Genomic DNA, 15526 nt, shown 5'->3' with positions numbered 1-15526 from the left:
GTCGCGCCGTGTCTAGCTCGGCCGATCGCTTGAACGCCATCGAGCCCCAGATCAATCGGATTCACCAAACAGATGCCGGAGATTCTCCAGGTCCACAGATACGAGAAGGCCTGGTGGTTACCCGCCAAGCCTTCTATGGTCCTTCGAACGCGTACCGAGGATATTAGGGCGACAATTCCTCCAGAACGCGCCCCTTGGTTTCGATCGCAAAGAGCGCCGTCACCAGGGCGCCGACCAGCAGGATTGCTGCAAAGGCGCCGAAGACATACTGGATGCCCATCGATGACATGACCCAGCCTACCGCGATAGGGCCGGCGGAGGACCCGAGACGCAGCCAGGCGCTGCCCGTACCCGTGCCAATGGCACGAAGGCGGGTCGGATAGATCTCCGCCGAATAGAGGTAGAGCGAGAAGGTTACGGTCTGGACGATGGCGTAGGCGAGACCGGCGAGGATAAGAACCTGGGTCGCCGACGTTGCACCCAACCAGGCGAGGATGACGAGCGGGATCGGTGCGATCAAAAGGGCGCCTGTATACCAGCGTTTGCGGCCGACCTTGTCGATGAGCAGTGCACAGATGACGGCTGCAATCACGCCACCGACCGAGGTGGCAAAACCGTAAAAAATACTGGTTTCAAGTGGCAGGTTGAACGTCTGGCGATAGAGGGTCGGAAGCCAGGTGATCGTGCCGTTGGCGACCATATAGGCGCAGAACCACATGGCCCAGATCGACAGCGTACGCTTCAGGTAAATGCCCTGGAAAAGTTCGCGCCAGTCGGATTTGCGCCGAGCAGGAGCGGCCACGGCTTTCGGCTCCGGCAATTCCTTGCCGCCAGCACGAGCGCTGTTCTCCAGCCCGGTGACAATACGATCGGCTTCCTCATAGCGGCCGTTGGCGGCCAGCCAGCGGGGTGATTCATGGAGGAACCAGCGGAGCGGGATCATGAGGATCGCAGGGATCAGGCCAACAACAAACATCGCCTTCCAGCCATAGAGCGGCACCATGACGTAGCCGATCAGGCCTGCGCCGACGAGCCCGAGCAGGAACATGACCTCATACAAGAGGAAAAAGCGACCGCGCCCCTTCGAGCCGATCAGTTCGTTGATATAGGCACTCGCGACCGGAACTTCGCCGCCGGTCCCGATGCCTTGCGCGAAGCGGAATGCCATCATCGTGCCGGCACCGGCTGCAAAGAGGCAGGCGACGTCCATACTGACGAATAGCAGGATCGTGAGTAGCAGCACTTTCAGACGGCCGATCCGCTCAGCAAGCCAGCCAAAGCAGACAGCCCCGATCAATTGCCCGAGGTAACCCATCGACAGGATCATTCCCGTCTGTCCTGGGCTCAATCCCCATTCGCGGACAAGAACCGGCATGGCATAGGCGATGGCGATCACGGTGTAACCGTCGAAGAATGTCGCGGCGCCGACGATGTTTCTGGCCCAGAAGACCTCTCGGATAACAGGCAACCGTTCAAGTCTGGCGCTGATTTCAGCCTGCGGATCCACAACCGGTGACGGTCCGGCTATTCGCTGCTCCATATTCATGTTTTCCTCCCTGTGCCCGGCCCTCTCCCGACCTGGCTTCGAACCTACACGTTGGATGGCTCACTTCGGGATCCTTGTGGGAACGGCCATGGATCCAGAAGGAACGGCTCTCTCGTCGGCGAGGTATCCACGGCCTAACAGACCGTGCGACTGCGGCGGCGCGTCACTCCCGGATGCGACCGCAATTTTCCTCCCGTAAGAAGACGCCCCCGTGTTGAACGACGGGGGCGTTCTCAGTCACTCCGCGGCGATTAACTGGTCGACCCGACCGATGCCGGCAGCCTCGAAAGCAGCGAAGATTTCAGCCTCCGCCTTTTCGCCCAGATTCTTCAGCGGTTCACGGATGGTGGCGTGGTCAAGCACACCACGATGGACGAGGCCGAGCTTCAGGGCCACGGTTCCTTCCATATGGGAACCACGGTGATAGACGGCACGGGTGACCGGAAGGAGGCGTTCAAAGATCTGGCGAGCTTGCGGATAGCTTTGCGCCTTTCCTGCCTTGATCAAGTCGATCAAAAGCTCCGGTGCAATATTGCCGTAGCCGACAAGCAGGCCGTCAACGTCGAACATGGTCGGCAGCAGCCACTCGTCATGGCAGCTCAGGATCTGCAGGTTCGGGTTGGCCTTCTTGAGTTCCGGAATCTCGACGTACCAGCGCTTCATATTGCGGACGCCGTTCTTGGTAGCAACGACCCCGTCCTGGGTCGCAATCGCAAGCTGCGTATCGATATCGTAGGAAGCCTTTGTGGCATCCGGATACTGGAACAGGATACATTGCAGGCCTGATTCCTGCCAAATCGCCTTGTAGCGATCCTGCGGTGCGCCTTTTTGAAACCCGAAACGCAGCCAGCCGTGGTTCGGGTAAACAAGCGCGCCGGTCGCGCCGGCAGCCTTGCACTTCCTGGCTTCTTCCGCCGCGACCTTGGTGCCCTCACCGGTGATCCCTGCGATGATGGGAAGTTGACCATTGACAGCTTCAACATAAGTGCGGATGAGCTTCAGGCGCTCTTCCTCCGTCAGGAACGTACCTTCGCCGGCATGGCCAAGAATGACGAGGCTCTTCACGCCGTCCATGCCGGCAAGCCACTTGGCGATACGGGCATTGGCCGCGTAATCGACCTCTCCGTCGCGGGTGAATGCGGTAACGGGCGCCGGGCTCAGGCCTCTCAAATCCATGGCTTGCATCGGGGTATCTCCTCCTGGATAGCCGCTGTCCGCTCATGCGATCAGCGATGGGATCGTTAATGGGAACGTTCCCACTATCGTTGCCGATTTTGCTGGAGTCAACTTTTTTTTAATGCAATGCTTGGGGCCTCAACCGCGAGAGCGCTGCAGATGGGGAAAGTGAAATGGATTCAGAGGCCGAAGACGGCAACCGCCAGACGCGGGTGACCATCCTGGACGTCGCGTCGGCTGCCGGTGTTTCCAAATCCACAGTATCACGCATCCTCGATGAACGGCTTCCGCGGTCCGACAACGAAACGTCGCGCCGTGTTCGCAGGATTGCGGAAGACCTGGGTTATGTCCGGGATGTCTCAGCTGCGAGCCTGCGACGCGGCAACACGATGACAGTCGGCGTGATCGTGCCCCGGCTGACCGATACCGTTATGGCGATGCTCTACGAAGCTTTGGCGAAGGCATGCAGCAAAAGCGGTCGCTTTGCCATTGTCGCGACAACCGATGACAAGCCCAAAGCCGATCGACTTGCCGCCGAGTCACTTCTAAAGCGTGGCGTCGATGGATTGATCCTCTCGACCGCACGCCAAGACGATGACTTCCCAGATGAGCTGGTGGCCCGCCGCGTGCCTCTTGTCCTGGCTCTGCGGACCGACGGTCGAAGCCTTTCCTCGATTGGCGACGACCGGCTGGGTGGTTATCTGGCAACGCGCCACCTCCTGGACCTGGGTCACCGTCGCATCGGCGTGATCGCCGGTCCTTCGTACGCCTCCAGCGCGCTCGGACGCGTCGAAGGCTACAGGCAGGCACTGGAAGAGGCAGGGGTTCCGCTCCGTCCGGAGTGCATCGTTTCGTCGACATTCGGAATCGATACTGGCGCAGATGCGGCCGAGCAGCTCATGCGCCTGGAGGATCGTCCTACGGCGATTTTCGCCGTGAACGACAACACGGCGATCGGCGCTCTTTCCGGTCTCTCACGCCTTGGGATTTCCGTACCCAACGATGTTTCGGTCGTCGGATATAACGATATCCCGATCGTCAGTCATCTTGCGACCCCGCTGACGACGTTGCGCGTCCCTTTTGAGCAGATCGCATCGAATGCTTTAGATCTGTTGACGACTGGCGCTGTTTCGGCGGAGGACCGAATCCGCGTTTCGGCTCCCACCCTGATCCCCCGAAAGTCGTCCGCCAAGCCCCCGGCTTCGATTGTAACGCGGCCTCGCCAAGCCTGATCGGGCCGACGAGCAAAGTCGCCAAGCGTGAGGACTTCGAGAAGGTCGGCGTACCAAGCTACATTTCGCCTAGCACCTGCCTCAGCACCGAAAAGGTCAAGGACCAGTATGGTAGCCGCGACCGGCTCTGGAACGTGGATCTACTGTACCAGGAGATCGACGAGCTTTCGCAGATTTTTGACGTCGCCGAGCGTGGCCAGACGCTTATCGCCGACTTCAAGAAGCGCGAGGCGGCATTGCGCGCCAACGTATCCACGGATGGCAAGCAGCTTTCCTACGTCTTTTGGTTCTCCAGCCAGTCGCCTTCCGCAGACGCCTATCTCGGCGGCAAGAACGGCGCATCCGGCTTCATCGCCGATCTCCTCGGCGGCAAGAATGCCATTACCGCGGATGCCGAATGGCCGAAAGCACCATCGCTGCCAATCCTGATGTCATCGTCGCGGCCAGTCTCGACCGCAACCGTGGGAACTCGACAAGTCGGAAGCCAAGATCAAATTCTTAAACAGTGAACCGGCTGACCTTACCAATACCGCAATCCGACCATTTCCGTCGAATGCCTCGCATACGATCGCCGCGTCGATCTCGACCGTAAAGCATTGGTCAAGCAATACGGAGCGAGCCTCAGCTTCGAGCAGCTTCGAAGACGCATCTCCATGGGTTGTCCGAGAATGGTTTCCGACGACGGGATCGACCGATGCTAGACCAGTTTCCAGGTGTGATCGCCGCTCGAATGTCGCTGGAGACGGGCAACGGGGACGACGTTGAATGAGGCTGCGCTTTGCCATGCGCCTGTAGTTGCCGGTGGCCGCGCAATTTTCGACGCAGGCGTGTTGGAATCTCTTTCTCAACATCAAGTGGTAAGTCATTGAAATTAATTCGTTTCGCGTCGGAACGAATCACCTGCGCCGGACTTGAGTCGACAATCGTCGAGCAGGAGTGCCGGTCATGGCGTCAGGACATGGACATCGCGCCCAGTGGAAAGGCTTTCTCAAAGTTGGAGAGGTGAGCTGCGGCGTTGCGCTCTATACCGCCGCGTCCACTGCTGAGCGCATCACCTTCAACACCGTCAACAAGGCGACGGGCAACCGGGTGAACCGCATCTTCGTCGACAGCGACACCGAGGAGCCGGTACCGAAAGAGGAACAGACGAAGGGTTTCGAGATAGACGACGGTCGCTACATCATGATCGATCCGGAGGAGATCGCCGCGACTGTTCCCGAGAGCAACAAGACCCTGGAAGTCGAGGCCTTTGTCCCCTGCTCCGAGATCGACGACATCTATTTCGACAAGCCTTACTACCTGACGCCCAGCGACCGGGTAGGATCGGATGCGTTTACGCTACTGCGGGACGGAATGAAGAGGGCAAATGTCGCGGCGATCGCAAAGACGGTCCTCTTCCGTCGCATGCGCACCGTTCTCATCCGCCCGCACGGCGCCGGGATGATCGCAACCACCCTCCAATACGATTACGAGATACGATCTTCGAAGGCCGCGTTCGAAGAGATACCCAAGCTGAAGATCGAGGGCGAGATGCTCGATCTTGCCAAGCATATCATTTCGACGAAGATCGGCGAGTTCGACCCGGCGACCTTCGATGACCGCTATGAGCAGGCGGTCGCCGAACTGGTCCGCGCCAAACTCGAAGGCAGGTCCCTGCCGAAACCGAAGAAGGTACAGGTCTCCAAACCCAACGATCTCTTGGCAGCCCTTCGTGAAAGCGCAGGCCTCGCAGGCAAATCTACCGGACAAACCAAACGCACCGCCGCCAATGCTAACAAGGGCACTGGCAGGCAACGTGCCGCCCGCGGGGCGGCTAGAACCGCCGCACCAGCCGCAACGCGGCGTAAGGCCGGATAGGAGATACGACGATGGCACCACGCTCCTATTGGAAAGGTTATCTGAAGCTGTCGCTGGTCACCTGCCCTGTGGCAATGTCTCCGGCGACGTCAGAAACGGAGAAGGTGCGCTTTCATACGCTCAATCGCGCCACCGGCAACCGCGTCGTCTCGCAATATGTCGACTCGGTTACCGGAAAGCCTGTGAAAGACGAGAACGAGGCCAAGGGCTACGCGCGCGGCGAGAACGACTATGTGATCCTGACGGACGAAGACCTGAATTCGGTGGCGCTCGACACCGTCCGAACGATCGACATCCAGAAATTCGTTCCCGCCGATTCCATTGGCTGGACCTATCTGGAAAAGCCTCACTACCTGACACCCGACGACCCGGTCGGTCTGGAGGCCTTTTCCGTGATCCGCGACGCCATGAAAGCCTCGAAGGTCGTTGGCGTATCCAAACTCGTGGTCGGTCGGCGTGAACGCGCCGTCATCCTCGAACCCCGCGATGAAGGCATCGTGCTCTGGACCCTTCGTTTCGGCGACGAAGTCCGGCCGGAAGGTGCCTACTTCGAAGGGATCGACCCCGATTGCGAGAAAGATGCCCTTCCCCTGGTCGAGAAGCTGATCAAGCAGCGCACGAAACATTGGTCGCCGGCCATGGTTACCGATCCGATCCAGCAGGCGCTGCTGGCGCTCATCGAGAAGAAGAAGAAGAAGACGCTGAGGCCGAGGAAAGCCGGCAAGAGCAACAAGCCCGAGGCCGCCCCCGCCTCCAACGTCGTCAACATCATGGACGCCCTTAAAAAGTCGGTCGCAGCCGAGAAGCGGGCCGGCAGATGAGCCGCCGCGCCAAACCGCTTCTTCAGGACGACCAGGTTCTCAAGTCGAAACCGGCCCGTCCCCGCGACCCCACGCAGCCCAATCTTCCCTTCGACCCGATGCCGGAGCGCATCGAGCCATGTCTGGCGCTTTTGAAGCAAATCCCCCCGCAAGGACCTGATTGGGCGTTCGAGTTGAAGTGGGATGGTTACCGCCTCGCGATCCATGTCGAGCCGAAGGGTGTGCGGATCATCACCCGCGGCGGACATGATTGGACGCACCGGTTTCCAACAATCGCCGAGGCAGCGCGGAAGCTTGGCGTCGCAACCGCGATCCTGGACGGCGAGGCCGTCGTACTCGACAAAAAGGGGCACTCGAATTTCGGGGCGCTGCAGCGCTCGCTCGGCGGACGTGGCGGCAGGCGTGCATCGACGGAATCGGTATTCTTCGCCTTTGATCTTCTTTATTTCGACGGTCACGATCTGACGAAAACGGAGCTTACCGTCCGACGCCACCTGCTCGAGGACTTTCTGGACGACGCCACCGGCGCGATCCAGTTGTCAGAGGAAGTCGACGGCGACGGCGCCGAACTTCTGGCGAACGCCTGCTCGATGGGGCTCGAGGGAATCATCGCCAAGCACCGGGATCGGCCCTATCGCTCCGGCAGAACCGGCGATTGGATAAAGATCAAATGTGTCCAGAGCGAAAGCTTCATGATCGTCGGCTACGAACAGTCAAAAGTCGCGCGCGGCGGCATCGGCAGCCTGCTTCTTGCCGCCCGCAGCGGCCACGACTGGGTCTATGTCGGCTCCGTCGGAACCGGGTTCGATGCCAAGGATGCGGCGGAGCTGCGCGCGCTGCTCGACAAGCTCAAGACCGGCCGGCCGGCAGTCGCGCTCAAGGGCAAGAATCTCGTCTTTGCGGAGCCGACCTTGATCGCCGAGATCGAGTTCCGGGGCTGGACCGATGACGGCAACTTACGACACGCATCTTTCAAGGGTCTGCGCGAGGTCCAGGACAACGCCGCCGTCTTCGATATCAACGAGAAACCGGCCGGAACAATGTAATCGTCGGCCAGTTTCCTGAAGGACAAACTTTCAACGGAGGATCGACTATGTCCCGTGGACCATTGACTGCACTGCTGGCCGTGCTGGCAGTCGCCGGCTACCAGAACCGCGATAAGATCGCGGAAGTCTTGAAGGGAATTGGCCAGCGCGCCCAAAGCGGCCAGACCGGTGCCGGCAGCGCTCCAAGCGCAGGCGGCATTGGCGACCTTCTCGGCAACCTCACGCGCGGGGGCGGTTTCGGCGATATTTTCGGGGGCAATTCAGCCGGGGGCATTCTGAGCGGCGGTCTTGGAAGCCTCATCGAGCAGTTCCAACGCAATGGACTGGGCGATAAGGCTGAATCCTGGGTCGGAACGGGCGAAAACAAGCCTATAAATGATCAGGAATTGGGCCAGGCGCTTGGGGACGAGACGCTAAACGAGCTTGCTGCCAAAACCGGTCTCTCGAAGGAAGAAATCTTGAGCCGTCTGTCTCGCGATCTGCCGACGGCCGTGAACGAATTGACCCCTGACGGAAGCGTGCCAACGAAAGCGCAGGCCGATGCCTGGACTTCGGCGCAATCTTCCTCGACGCCCACGCCGGGTGGCACATTCGCCTGACATCCGTCATAGAGCGTCAGCCGCCTGCATCTGATCGCAAGAGTTTGCCCGCTGCTTCGTGGCTGCGCTCTTTTGCCCGCCGCCTGGATTTGGCTTCGCGTCGCGCGGTCCGAAGCTCGTCGAGCGTCGGCACCCACCAGCCTCGCGCGAGCTCTGCAGGCTCCGGCGGTATTCGCGCCGGCCAGGTCGTCACCAATTCCTCCAGCGTGCCGCGCCGCCACGATGCCCAGACATATTCCTCACCGTCGGCGGCCCCAAAGTAGAACGCGCTGACTGTCGCCCGATCCGCGATTTCACCGTCGGTCCCGGTGAAAAAGACGATCCCGACATGCGTGCCGATTGCACGATCGAGCGGCGGGGCATCGTCGGCAGGGACCGGATATCGATGCCGCCGGCGCTCCTTCAACCTTGCCTTGGATGCCTCCTCCTTCTCGGTCCCTCTCATCGCCTCGCGCCGCGCCCGCCGCGCCTCCGGTTCGTTCCGTTCGGCGGCCGCCTCGATCGCCGGCCAGCGCAGGCGCAGTTGCTCGAACGAGCGGTAGGGTACGATCCAGAGGCGGCGAGCAGCGTCCCAGCGTGCCTGCGGAATTTCGCGGATTTCTTCGACAACGGTGCGTGAGTAGGGCGTGCGGATCTGCAAGCTCGCAGGCGCAGCGTCGAGGTAGCGGCTTTCGATCGGCTCGAAGGCAAAGGCATCCCTGCCCTTCTCGTCGGCGAACCGGTCTGCTTCGGCCTCCATTTCGGCGAGCCACCGACCGATGCGCTTTTCGGCGGTGCGGCCGGGCACGAACCAGGCATTCAAGCGGTCGCTCCACCGGGCTCGCGGAAATGCTTCTCGAAAACGGGCCACCGTTATCCGATCATGCGGCAGGTCGGTGGTCGCCCCCTCGGGCGGCTGTGGTTCGGATGTCTTTTTTGTTGCGTCGTCCATATGACATCGCCTGCAGCTGCCCTCGAAAGATCATGCTGCCCGTCCTGATTTTCCAAGCCGCTTGATCGCCTGCTCCAGCGGCCGCTCGCCGTCACGATAGTCCTGCCAGGCCGACGTTTTCGCAAGCAGCGCCGGCACTGTACGCAGGGTAAATCGCTTCGGGTCGAGATCGGCCTTCACCTGCGTCCAGGTGAGCGGCATCGAAACGGTGGCCCCTGGACGAGCGCGCGGCGAAAGCGGCGCGACGGCGGTCGCCATACGATCGTTGCGGAGATAATCGAGGAAGATCCTGCCGCCTCGAAGGCTCTTGGTCATCTTGATCAAATAGAGCTCGGGATTATCACGCGCCATCTCCTGGCAGACGTCATGTGCAAAGCCCTTGGCTTCCGCCCATGACAAGGGTTTGCGCTTGTTGACTGCGAGCGGAGTTACAACATGCAGTCCCTTGCCGCCCGTCGTCTTGCAGAAGCTGACGAGGCCCAACTCGTCGAGCCGATCGCGCATTTCGCGAGCGGCCGCTACCACGGTCGAAAACGCAACATCAGGTCCAGGATCGAGGTCGAATACCAGCCTGCCGGGCACTTCCGGCTTGCCCGGCTCGCAATTCCAAGGATGCAGTTCGATCCCGCCTATCTGGGCGATGGCTGCAAGTCCTTCGATCCGATCGATCTGCAGGTAAGGCTTCTTGTCGCCGAAGACCTTCACCAATTCCAGAAGGTTGGAGGTGCCAAGCATCGCATGGCGTTGAAAGAACTGCTCTCCACCGATGCCATCGGGCGCCCGAATGATCGAACACGGCCGGCCCTTGATGTGCTCGATCAGCCAAGCGCCGACGGCCTCATGATAGCGGGCAAGGTCCTCCTTGGTGACCGGCTCACCATCGCCGGCGTCCGGCCAGAGCGGCTTGTCGGGATTGGAGATGAGAACGCCCATGACTTCAGCTTTTGCGCCTTTACGGCGGGCAGACTTGATCTTGGACGTTGCCGCAGGTTCAGCCGTATCGGTCTCGGCAGGCGATGCAGGCTTTTCGGCCTCGACCTCTTTCGCCGGCTTATCCTCGCGCAGGCCCTTGAAGGCAGCCTGACGCACGAGCCCGTCTGCGGTCCAGCCTTCAAATTCGATCTCGGCGACCAGCTCTGGTTTCAACCAGACGACTTCGGCCTGCTTCTTTGGCGCTCCGATCCCGGTGAACGGCGATCTCGCCGTCTCCCGCGCCTTCAGCTTCGGAAGCAGCGTCTCGACCTTTTTGGCGCCATAGCCAGTCCCAACGCGGCCGACATAGACGAAGTGATCGCCGCGATGAACGCCGACAAGCAGAGACCGAAACTTTCCATTGGTCTTGGCGTAACCGCCGATCACCACCTCATGGCCGGCCCGGCATTTGGATTTTGCCCAAGTGTCGGCGCGGCCGGATTGATAGGGCGCATCCATCTGCTTGGAGATGACACCCTCAAGATGCAGCTTGCAGGCCGAGCGGAGGACGGCATCGCCGCCGGATTCGAAATGTTCGACATATCGGATGCGCGGATCGCCGTCCGCACTGGCGAGAAGGTTTTGCAGCCGCTCCTTCCTTTCGATCAGCCGCATAAACCGCAAGTCCTCGCCGCCGTCGAACAGCAGGTCGAAGGCGAAATAGACAAGATCGGCGGTTTTGCCTTCAGACAGAGCCGCCTGGAGTGCTGCGAAATCCGGTGCGCCGTTTTCGTCGAGCGCGCAGATCTCGCCATCGATGATGCAGTCGGGAAGATCGGCAGCCGCATCGGCAATTTCAGGATATTTTCCGGTCCAGTCGAGCCCCTTGCGCGTCTTGAGCGTCGCAGCTCCATCGGCGACCCGCATCTGGATGCGGTAACCGTCGAACTTGATCTCGTGCAGCCAATCGTCGCCGGCCGGCGGGCGATCAAGCCTTTCGCAAAGCTGTGGCTCTATGAAATCCGGCAGATCTGCAGCGGTAGAGGTCGCGATCTCCTTGCGAGACTTCTTCTTACGCTCGTCAGCCGCCAACCCATGCTTGCTGTCCCAGACCGCGTCGGCCTCGATCTCCCCATTCGCCGTCATGAAGGGCCGCGGTTTGCGGCCTTTGCCCGCGGCGATTTGCTCCATGCTGCGGCCGGAGGCGACCGAGGTCAAATTCTCCTTTAAGATCGCCTCGCCGTTTTCCTCCACTGAATGTTCGTCGTGGTGTTTGATCAGCAGCCAGTTGGTCCGCTTGCCGCCATCGCGGTCGTTGCGCATGCGGACGAGGACGAAGCTTCCATGCAGCCGCTTCCCTTCCAGCGTGAACTTGAAGTCGCCCTTTCTCAACGCCTCTTCCGGGGACTTTCGGCCTTCTGGCTCCCAATAGCCGCGATCCCAGAGCATGACCGTGCCACCGCCATACTGGCCCTTGGGGATCGTGCCTTCGAAGTCACCATAGTCGAGGGGGTGATCCTCGACCTCGACGGCGAGCCGCTTGTCATGCGGATCGAGCGAAGGTCCTTTGGTCACCGCCCAGGATTTGAATGCCCCGTCGAGCTCGAGCCTCAGGTCATAGTGCAGGCGGGTGGCATCATGCTTCTGGATCACGAACCGCAAACGGTTCGAAGGCTTGACCTGCGTCTCGCCGCTCGGTTCGCTGGTCTTTTTAAAATCGCGCTTTGCGCGGTATTTCGAGAGAGTGTCGGCCATGCTCAGCGGCTCGATACTCGCAACGCACCAGCCTCGCCGAGACAGCGCCGGACGGCGCCGACCTGGCTGAGTGTGACGTCGGCCGAGACCTCAATCTCGCCGCCGAGCGGCGCATCGCGGCGAGCACCCTCCTCGTGCGAGGCATCCCCGCCGGACGCAACTGCGCCGGCGGTGTTGCGATCACCCGCCGACTGGATGAAGATGTCTGGCCGCGAGACGCCATGCTGCTGAACCAGATGCTCGACCGCGATATCGGCTGCTTCCCGTGTCTCGAATGTGGCCCGGATCGTGGTGGTGCTGTCGTCGCCCATAGCTCTCTCCTGATAAAGCTCTCTAAATTACGACAACGCCTCCGGGCGCCTGGTGGTTTCGCTTTTTAGCCCCAATTCCCTGGAAATCGCTGATGCGGCTAAAAGCCCGTAACTTTCCCCTCTGTTTGATCATTTTTCCGGCCCTCTAAAGGGTGGTCAGGGCCAATAAGCAGCGTCCTCATCGGCACAAGCTTCCGGGGCCAACTTTTTTGGACGGTACGTACCGCTCCCACTCCAAAGGATCCGGCGCGATTTCAACGGCCCGCAAGGCAGGAAGAGGGTGGCAATGGGAGCGGTAAAAAGAGCTCGCGCTAGTCGATACACCAGCGAGTGCTTAAGGCTCTGAGTGCAAAAGCGCCCTGTGTTCCCAAATTGATTGCTGGAGCTCCTACATCAGAGGCCTCTGGCGGATAAGATGCTGTCGACTTTGCCGTGAGCGGCCGGATTGCCGCGATAACGGTTCATGACATTTGCAATGCGCCGCACCATCGGAAGATGTTCGAGCGCGGCCAAATCGACTGACAGCTTGGGCCTCCAGTTTGAATAGGTTTTGTCGGTGCCGGGGATGTTGGTCGGCGCCTCTTCGTCCGTCAGGTCTGCAAGGCGAACGCTGACGAGCATGCACGGGGTTGAAGCAATGTATTCGTGCGCCGCTGCGACAAGCTGTTCCAGGTTTTCCGCACCTGACTGCTCGTCTGACCCAATCACTCCGGCGGCGGCAAAAGCTGCAAGAAGGTTTTTGCGTTCGCTCTTGCGTGTCTTCCGATGCTGCAACGTCATTGCCCTCGAAACGAGCCCATGTTTCAGACGAAGATCGATATCAGAGCCTTTCCACCATCCGGAAAAGGTCTGATGGTCGTGCGTTGAGACACAGGCAAGCGCGAGCTTCGGATAGTCCTGGGGTCGCACGAAACCTTCTTCTGACTGTTCATAGGACAGGATGCGATAAGACAGCGCACCGACAGTGGCCAGATCTTCGCGCAGCCCCGCCGCGACGTCGCCAAGGTCTTCGCCAATGACGATAGATTGGTGTCTGACGGACATGTTGGCCAGCTCCTCCAGCATGTCGTCGATCGGATAACGGACATAGGCCCCGTCGGCCGGGGTGGCATCCGTCGGTACAAGAAATAATCTGGCGAAAGCGGCGGCATGATCGATCCTGACTGCGCCGGCATATTGCATGGAGGCGGTCATCAAACGGGCAAACGGCGACGGATCACCGTGGGTGATCCTCTCAGGCCGCAGCGCCGCCAGCCTCCAGTCCTGGCCCTCGGCCGCGAAGGGTTCGGGCGGATTGCCGATGGCAGCAGCGCGAACGTACGAAGTTCTGTCGCTCCAGGTGGCGGATCCGTCGAGCGCTTCACCGACGGCAAGATCGAGATAAAGCCCGACACGCATCTTGGCCCTGCGGCAGCACGACTTTGCCTTTGAAAGCTGAATATGCGCAATCCATTGCAGCCATTGATGGAATTCGATCTCATCGTCATGTGCTCGCGCGAACTCATGTACAACCGTGTTCTGCGGCGACTGAAATTCTCGCGGCCAGCTCAGCCAACCGGCACCTGTACCCCCGGTCGACTGCGCACAGGATAGCGTCTCGAACAGAGCATGAAGACGCAGATCCGGCCCGCCAGTGCGGATGAACTCCTCCAATGCTGGATTTTGTACCTGTTCAACCGACTTCCATATTGTGCGTAGAACGCGGAGCTTGATTGCTGCAACAGCCTCGTAGTCGACCAGGGAAAGCTCTCGCAACCTCGAAAGCTCCGCCTCGATGTCAGGCGAGGTGACAAAACCCTCCACCTCGTCGACAGCGATGTAGAGAGGGTTTAAAAATTTGCGGTTGGAAGGTTCATACGGGCTGCACCGGTTCGGCTCGTAGAGGAAACCGGCGTGGAGCGGATTGAGGCCGATGAAATCGGCTCCGAGAGCGCCGGCCAGAGAGCAGATCCCCCAAAGGTCTTTGAAGTCACCGATTCCCCAATTGCGGTCGGACCGCAATTCATAGAGTTGCAGACTTAAGCCCCAGGCCGGCCGACCTATGAGGTCGGCTGGTACATGACAGCGAGGCTCACCATCTGATGATATGCCGGCAACATCTTCACCCAGCGCAGTGAGCATCCTGGCGAGATTACGGTCGGAGACACGAACCAGGCGACCCTCGGGGGATGGACGAACCAATTCAATCCCCTTCTGCCTTGCCAGGCGCCGGAGCGACCGGAACGCTTCCTTCATTCTTGACCTCCAGTCGGAGCGGGCGCTTCTGATTTGATGCCAGACCCTTCGAGAGCCCGAGCCGAAGGTGGTGAAGGTGTCACGTCAGCCTCTTTGGTGGGTTTTTCCGTGCAGGCCGAACTCCAAAGGAAGCCGATCGTTCCCAGCGAGCGGAGATCCCCCTCCCTTATGTCCGCTCGGGAACTTTCATCATCTGGCGAAGTTGGTGGAACGATCGATTGAAGAGCCGATCCTCGGACGGAAGGGCGTTTGGCGATGGTACCCCGCAGCGACCATACCCGCAGTTTCTTGAGGGACACGCGTGTGACCATGCGAGGAGCAGGAATGGTCTGATGTTTCCTGATCACCAGCCCCATCTCTGATACCTTAAGGACCTCGACGGTGAAGCATTCAACAATAAGTCCGATGATCCTCATTGTCGCGACATTCGTCATAGGCTGCAGCACGCAGGAGGCTACAACGCGAGTGGGTCCTACTCCCTTGCCAGGTAGCCTGACTTACGGCGGCAAAGTCGTTCACTCGCGCTACAGGCCTGGGACGATCGTCAAAAACACCTTTCTTGGTCAGTTCGGGTACCGTGTCTTCGAGCGGTACGTCGTTCAGCCGGACGGAACGTTGCGGCTGACCTATCAGGCAACGGGGCCAGATTTTTTGTGGGACTGAGCTCCTGCTAGGCCGCCAGGCACCCGCCATCTTGATGCTCCCGGCCGTGAGCAGCGTCGGAAGACTACCATACCTCGCACTGGCGCCAGCGCGCCTGCCGAACAGCACGAACTATATTATGTGTTCATCTTATCCTCGGCTCGCGGCGGGGCTGCCGTGTCAGATTGCACCTCGCGCTACCGGCCTTGTTCTTCAGCTTGCAAGCGAGCAAGGCGCAGCCTTGTGGTTTTAGCCTCGCGCAACCGCCGCTCCAGTTCGACGGCCTCGCGCGCCGCTTCGTTCGTTTTCTCCAAGCGTTCGATCTTTTCTTTGGCTGTGGCGCTCACTCTTTTCCGCTCGATATCGTATGTCATGGTGTCATCTCCTCAAGAGAGGATAACGACCTTGCCGTCGAATAGATGCAGTACGTTAGCGGACGCTCGGCCGCTAACGTGGATTTTCC

Annotated in this window: 13 protein-coding genes and 1 pseudogene; 7 read left to right on the top strand and 7 right to left on the bottom strand. The window is 60.1% G+C overall.

The window, feature by feature from the left end; genetic code table 11:
- Window positions 1-163: 163 nt before the first annotated feature.
- Both JNB85_RS08670 and JNB85_RS08665 read right to left on the bottom strand, forming a co-directional pair.
- Window positions 164-1546, bottom strand: a complete 1383-nt coding sequence (locus JNB85_RS08670) for an MFS transporter (protein ID WP_220333921.1) — start codon at window positions 1544-1546, stop codon at window positions 164-166.
- A 237-nt stretch (window positions 1547-1783) separates the two neighbouring features.
- Complete coding sequence (locus JNB85_RS08665; protein ID WP_220333920.1) at window positions 1784-2731, bottom strand: dihydrodipicolinate synthase family protein; 948 nt, start codon at window positions 2729-2731, stop codon at window positions 1784-1786.
- 164 nt (window positions 2732-2895) lie between these two features.
- On the opposite strand from JNB85_RS08665, the gene JNB85_RS08660 reads away from it, so the two are divergent.
- From JNB85_RS08660 to JNB85_RS08635, 6 genes and pseudogenes are all read left to right on the top strand, one after another.
- Window positions 2896-3954 (top strand): LacI family DNA-binding transcriptional regulator, encoded by a 1059-nt coding sequence (locus JNB85_RS08660; RefSeq protein ID WP_220333919.1) that lies wholly within the window; start codon window positions 2896-2898, stop codon window positions 3952-3954.
- Window positions 3930-4470 (top strand): annotated as a pseudogene (locus JNB85_RS08655) (ABC transporter substrate-binding protein); the annotation flags it as partial. The gene JNB85_RS08660 and the pseudogene JNB85_RS08655, both read left to right, overlap by 25 nt.
- A gap of 429 nt (window positions 4471-4899) precedes the next feature.
- Window positions 4900-5811, top strand: coding sequence for a non-homologous end joining protein Ku (gene ku, locus JNB85_RS08650; RefSeq protein WP_220333918.1), 912 nt, complete (start codon window positions 4900-4902; stop codon window positions 5809-5811).
- Window positions 5812-5822: 11 nt separating this feature from the next.
- A complete protein-coding gene (ku, locus tag JNB85_RS08645; protein ID WP_220333917.1) occupies window positions 5823-6632 on the top strand; it encodes a non-homologous end joining protein Ku in 810 nt (269 codons plus the stop codon).
- The gene (gene ligD, locus JNB85_RS08640) at window positions 6629-7678 is read left to right on the top strand and encodes a non-homologous end-joining DNA ligase (RefSeq protein WP_220333916.1); all 1050 of its coding nucleotides are present in this window, start codon (window positions 6629-6631) and stop codon (window positions 7676-7678) included. Before ku (JNB85_RS08645) ends, ligD (JNB85_RS08640) begins: the two co-directional genes overlap by 4 nt.
- 47 nt (window positions 7679-7725) lie before the next feature.
- Window positions 7726-8277, top strand: a complete 552-nt coding sequence (locus JNB85_RS08635; RefSeq protein WP_220333915.1) for a YidB family protein — start codon at window positions 7726-7728, stop codon at window positions 8275-8277.
- A 16-nt stretch (window positions 8278-8293) separates the two neighbouring features.
- On the opposite strand, the gene JNB85_RS08630 is transcribed toward JNB85_RS08635, so the two are convergent.
- From JNB85_RS08630 to malQ, 4 genes are all read right to left on the bottom strand, one after another.
- Window positions 8294-9208: a hypothetical protein gene (locus JNB85_RS08630; RefSeq protein WP_220333914.1), complete on the bottom strand. Its 915-nt coding sequence runs from the start codon at window positions 9206-9208 to the stop codon at window positions 8294-8296.
- A gap of 30 nt (window positions 9209-9238) precedes the next feature.
- A complete protein-coding gene (gene ligD / locus JNB85_RS08625; RefSeq protein WP_220333913.1) occupies window positions 9239-11875 on the bottom strand; it encodes a DNA ligase D in 2637 nt (878 codons plus the stop codon).
- Window positions 11876-11877: 2 nt separating this feature from the next.
- Window positions 11878-12186 (bottom strand): hypothetical protein, encoded by a 309-nt coding sequence (locus JNB85_RS08620; protein WP_220333912.1) that lies wholly within the window; start codon window positions 12184-12186, stop codon window positions 11878-11880.
- 393 nt (window positions 12187-12579) lie between these two features.
- Window positions 12580-14421 (bottom strand): 4-alpha-glucanotransferase, encoded by a 1842-nt coding sequence (gene malQ, locus JNB85_RS08615; RefSeq protein WP_220333911.1) that lies wholly within the window; start codon window positions 14419-14421, stop codon window positions 12580-12582.
- A gap of 405 nt (window positions 14422-14826) precedes the next feature.
- Between malQ and JNB85_RS08610 the strand changes: the two genes are divergently transcribed.
- Window positions 14827-15084: a hypothetical protein gene (locus JNB85_RS08610; protein ID WP_223216464.1), complete on the top strand. Its 258-nt coding sequence runs from the start codon at window positions 14827-14829 to the stop codon at window positions 15082-15084.
- Between the two features lie 176 nt (window positions 15085-15260).
- On the opposite strand, the gene JNB85_RS08605 is transcribed toward JNB85_RS08610, so the two are convergent.
- A complete protein-coding gene (locus JNB85_RS08605; RefSeq protein WP_220333910.1) occupies window positions 15261-15437 on the bottom strand; it encodes a hypothetical protein in 177 nt (58 codons plus the stop codon).
- Between the last annotated feature and the right edge of the window lie 89 nt (window positions 15438-15526).

The organism is Rhizobium mesosinicum (assembly GCF_019511345.1).
GTDB lineage: Bacteria > Pseudomonadota > Alphaproteobacteria > Rhizobiales > Rhizobiaceae > Rhizobium > Rhizobium mesosinicum.
The sequence above is the reverse complement of the archived record's forward strand: the minus strand, read 5'-3'. Positions and strand labels throughout refer to the sequence as shown.

Coding starts and splice junctions, on each gene's coding strand:
- JNB85_RS08660 (WP_220333919.1), top strand. CDS start 2,896: ATGGATTCAGAGGCCGAAGACGGCAACCGCCAGACGCGGGTGACCATC.
- JNB85_RS08620 (WP_220333912.1), bottom strand. CDS start 12,186: ATGGGCGACGACAGCACCACCACGATCCGGGCCACATTCGAGACACGG.
- JNB85_RS08635 (WP_220333915.1), top strand. CDS start 7,726: ATGTCCCGTGGACCATTGACTGCACTGCTGGCCGTGCTGGCAGTCGCC.
- malQ (WP_220333911.1), bottom strand. CDS start 14,421: ATGAAGGAAGCGTTCCGGTCGCTCCGGCGCCTGGCAAGGCAGAAGGGG.
- ku (WP_220333918.1), top strand. CDS start 4,900: ATGGCGTCAGGACATGGACATCGCGCCCAGTGGAAAGGCTTTCTCAAA.
- JNB85_RS08630 (WP_220333914.1), bottom strand. CDS start 9,208: ATGGACGACGCAACAAAAAAGACATCCGAACCACAGCCGCCCGAGGGG.
- ligD (WP_220333913.1), bottom strand. CDS start 11,875: ATGGCCGACACTCTCTCGAAATACCGCGCAAAGCGCGATTTTAAAAAG.
- JNB85_RS08610 (WP_223216464.1), top strand. CDS start 14,827: ATGATCCTCATTGTCGCGACATTCGTCATAGGCTGCAGCACGCAGGAG.
- ligD (WP_220333916.1), top strand. CDS start 6,629: ATGAGCCGCCGCGCCAAACCGCTTCTTCAGGACGACCAGGTTCTCAAG.
- JNB85_RS08665 (WP_220333920.1), bottom strand. CDS start 2,731: ATGCAAGCCATGGATTTGAGAGGCCTGAGCCCGGCGCCCGTTACCGCA.
- ku (WP_220333917.1), top strand. CDS start 5,823: ATGGCACCACGCTCCTATTGGAAAGGTTATCTGAAGCTGTCGCTGGTC.
- JNB85_RS08670 (WP_220333921.1), bottom strand. CDS start 1,546: ATGAATATGGAGCAGCGAATAGCCGGACCGTCACCGGTTGTGGATCCG.
- JNB85_RS08605 (WP_220333910.1), bottom strand. CDS start 15,437: ATGACATACGATATCGAGCGGAAAAGAGTGAGCGCCACAGCCAAAGAA.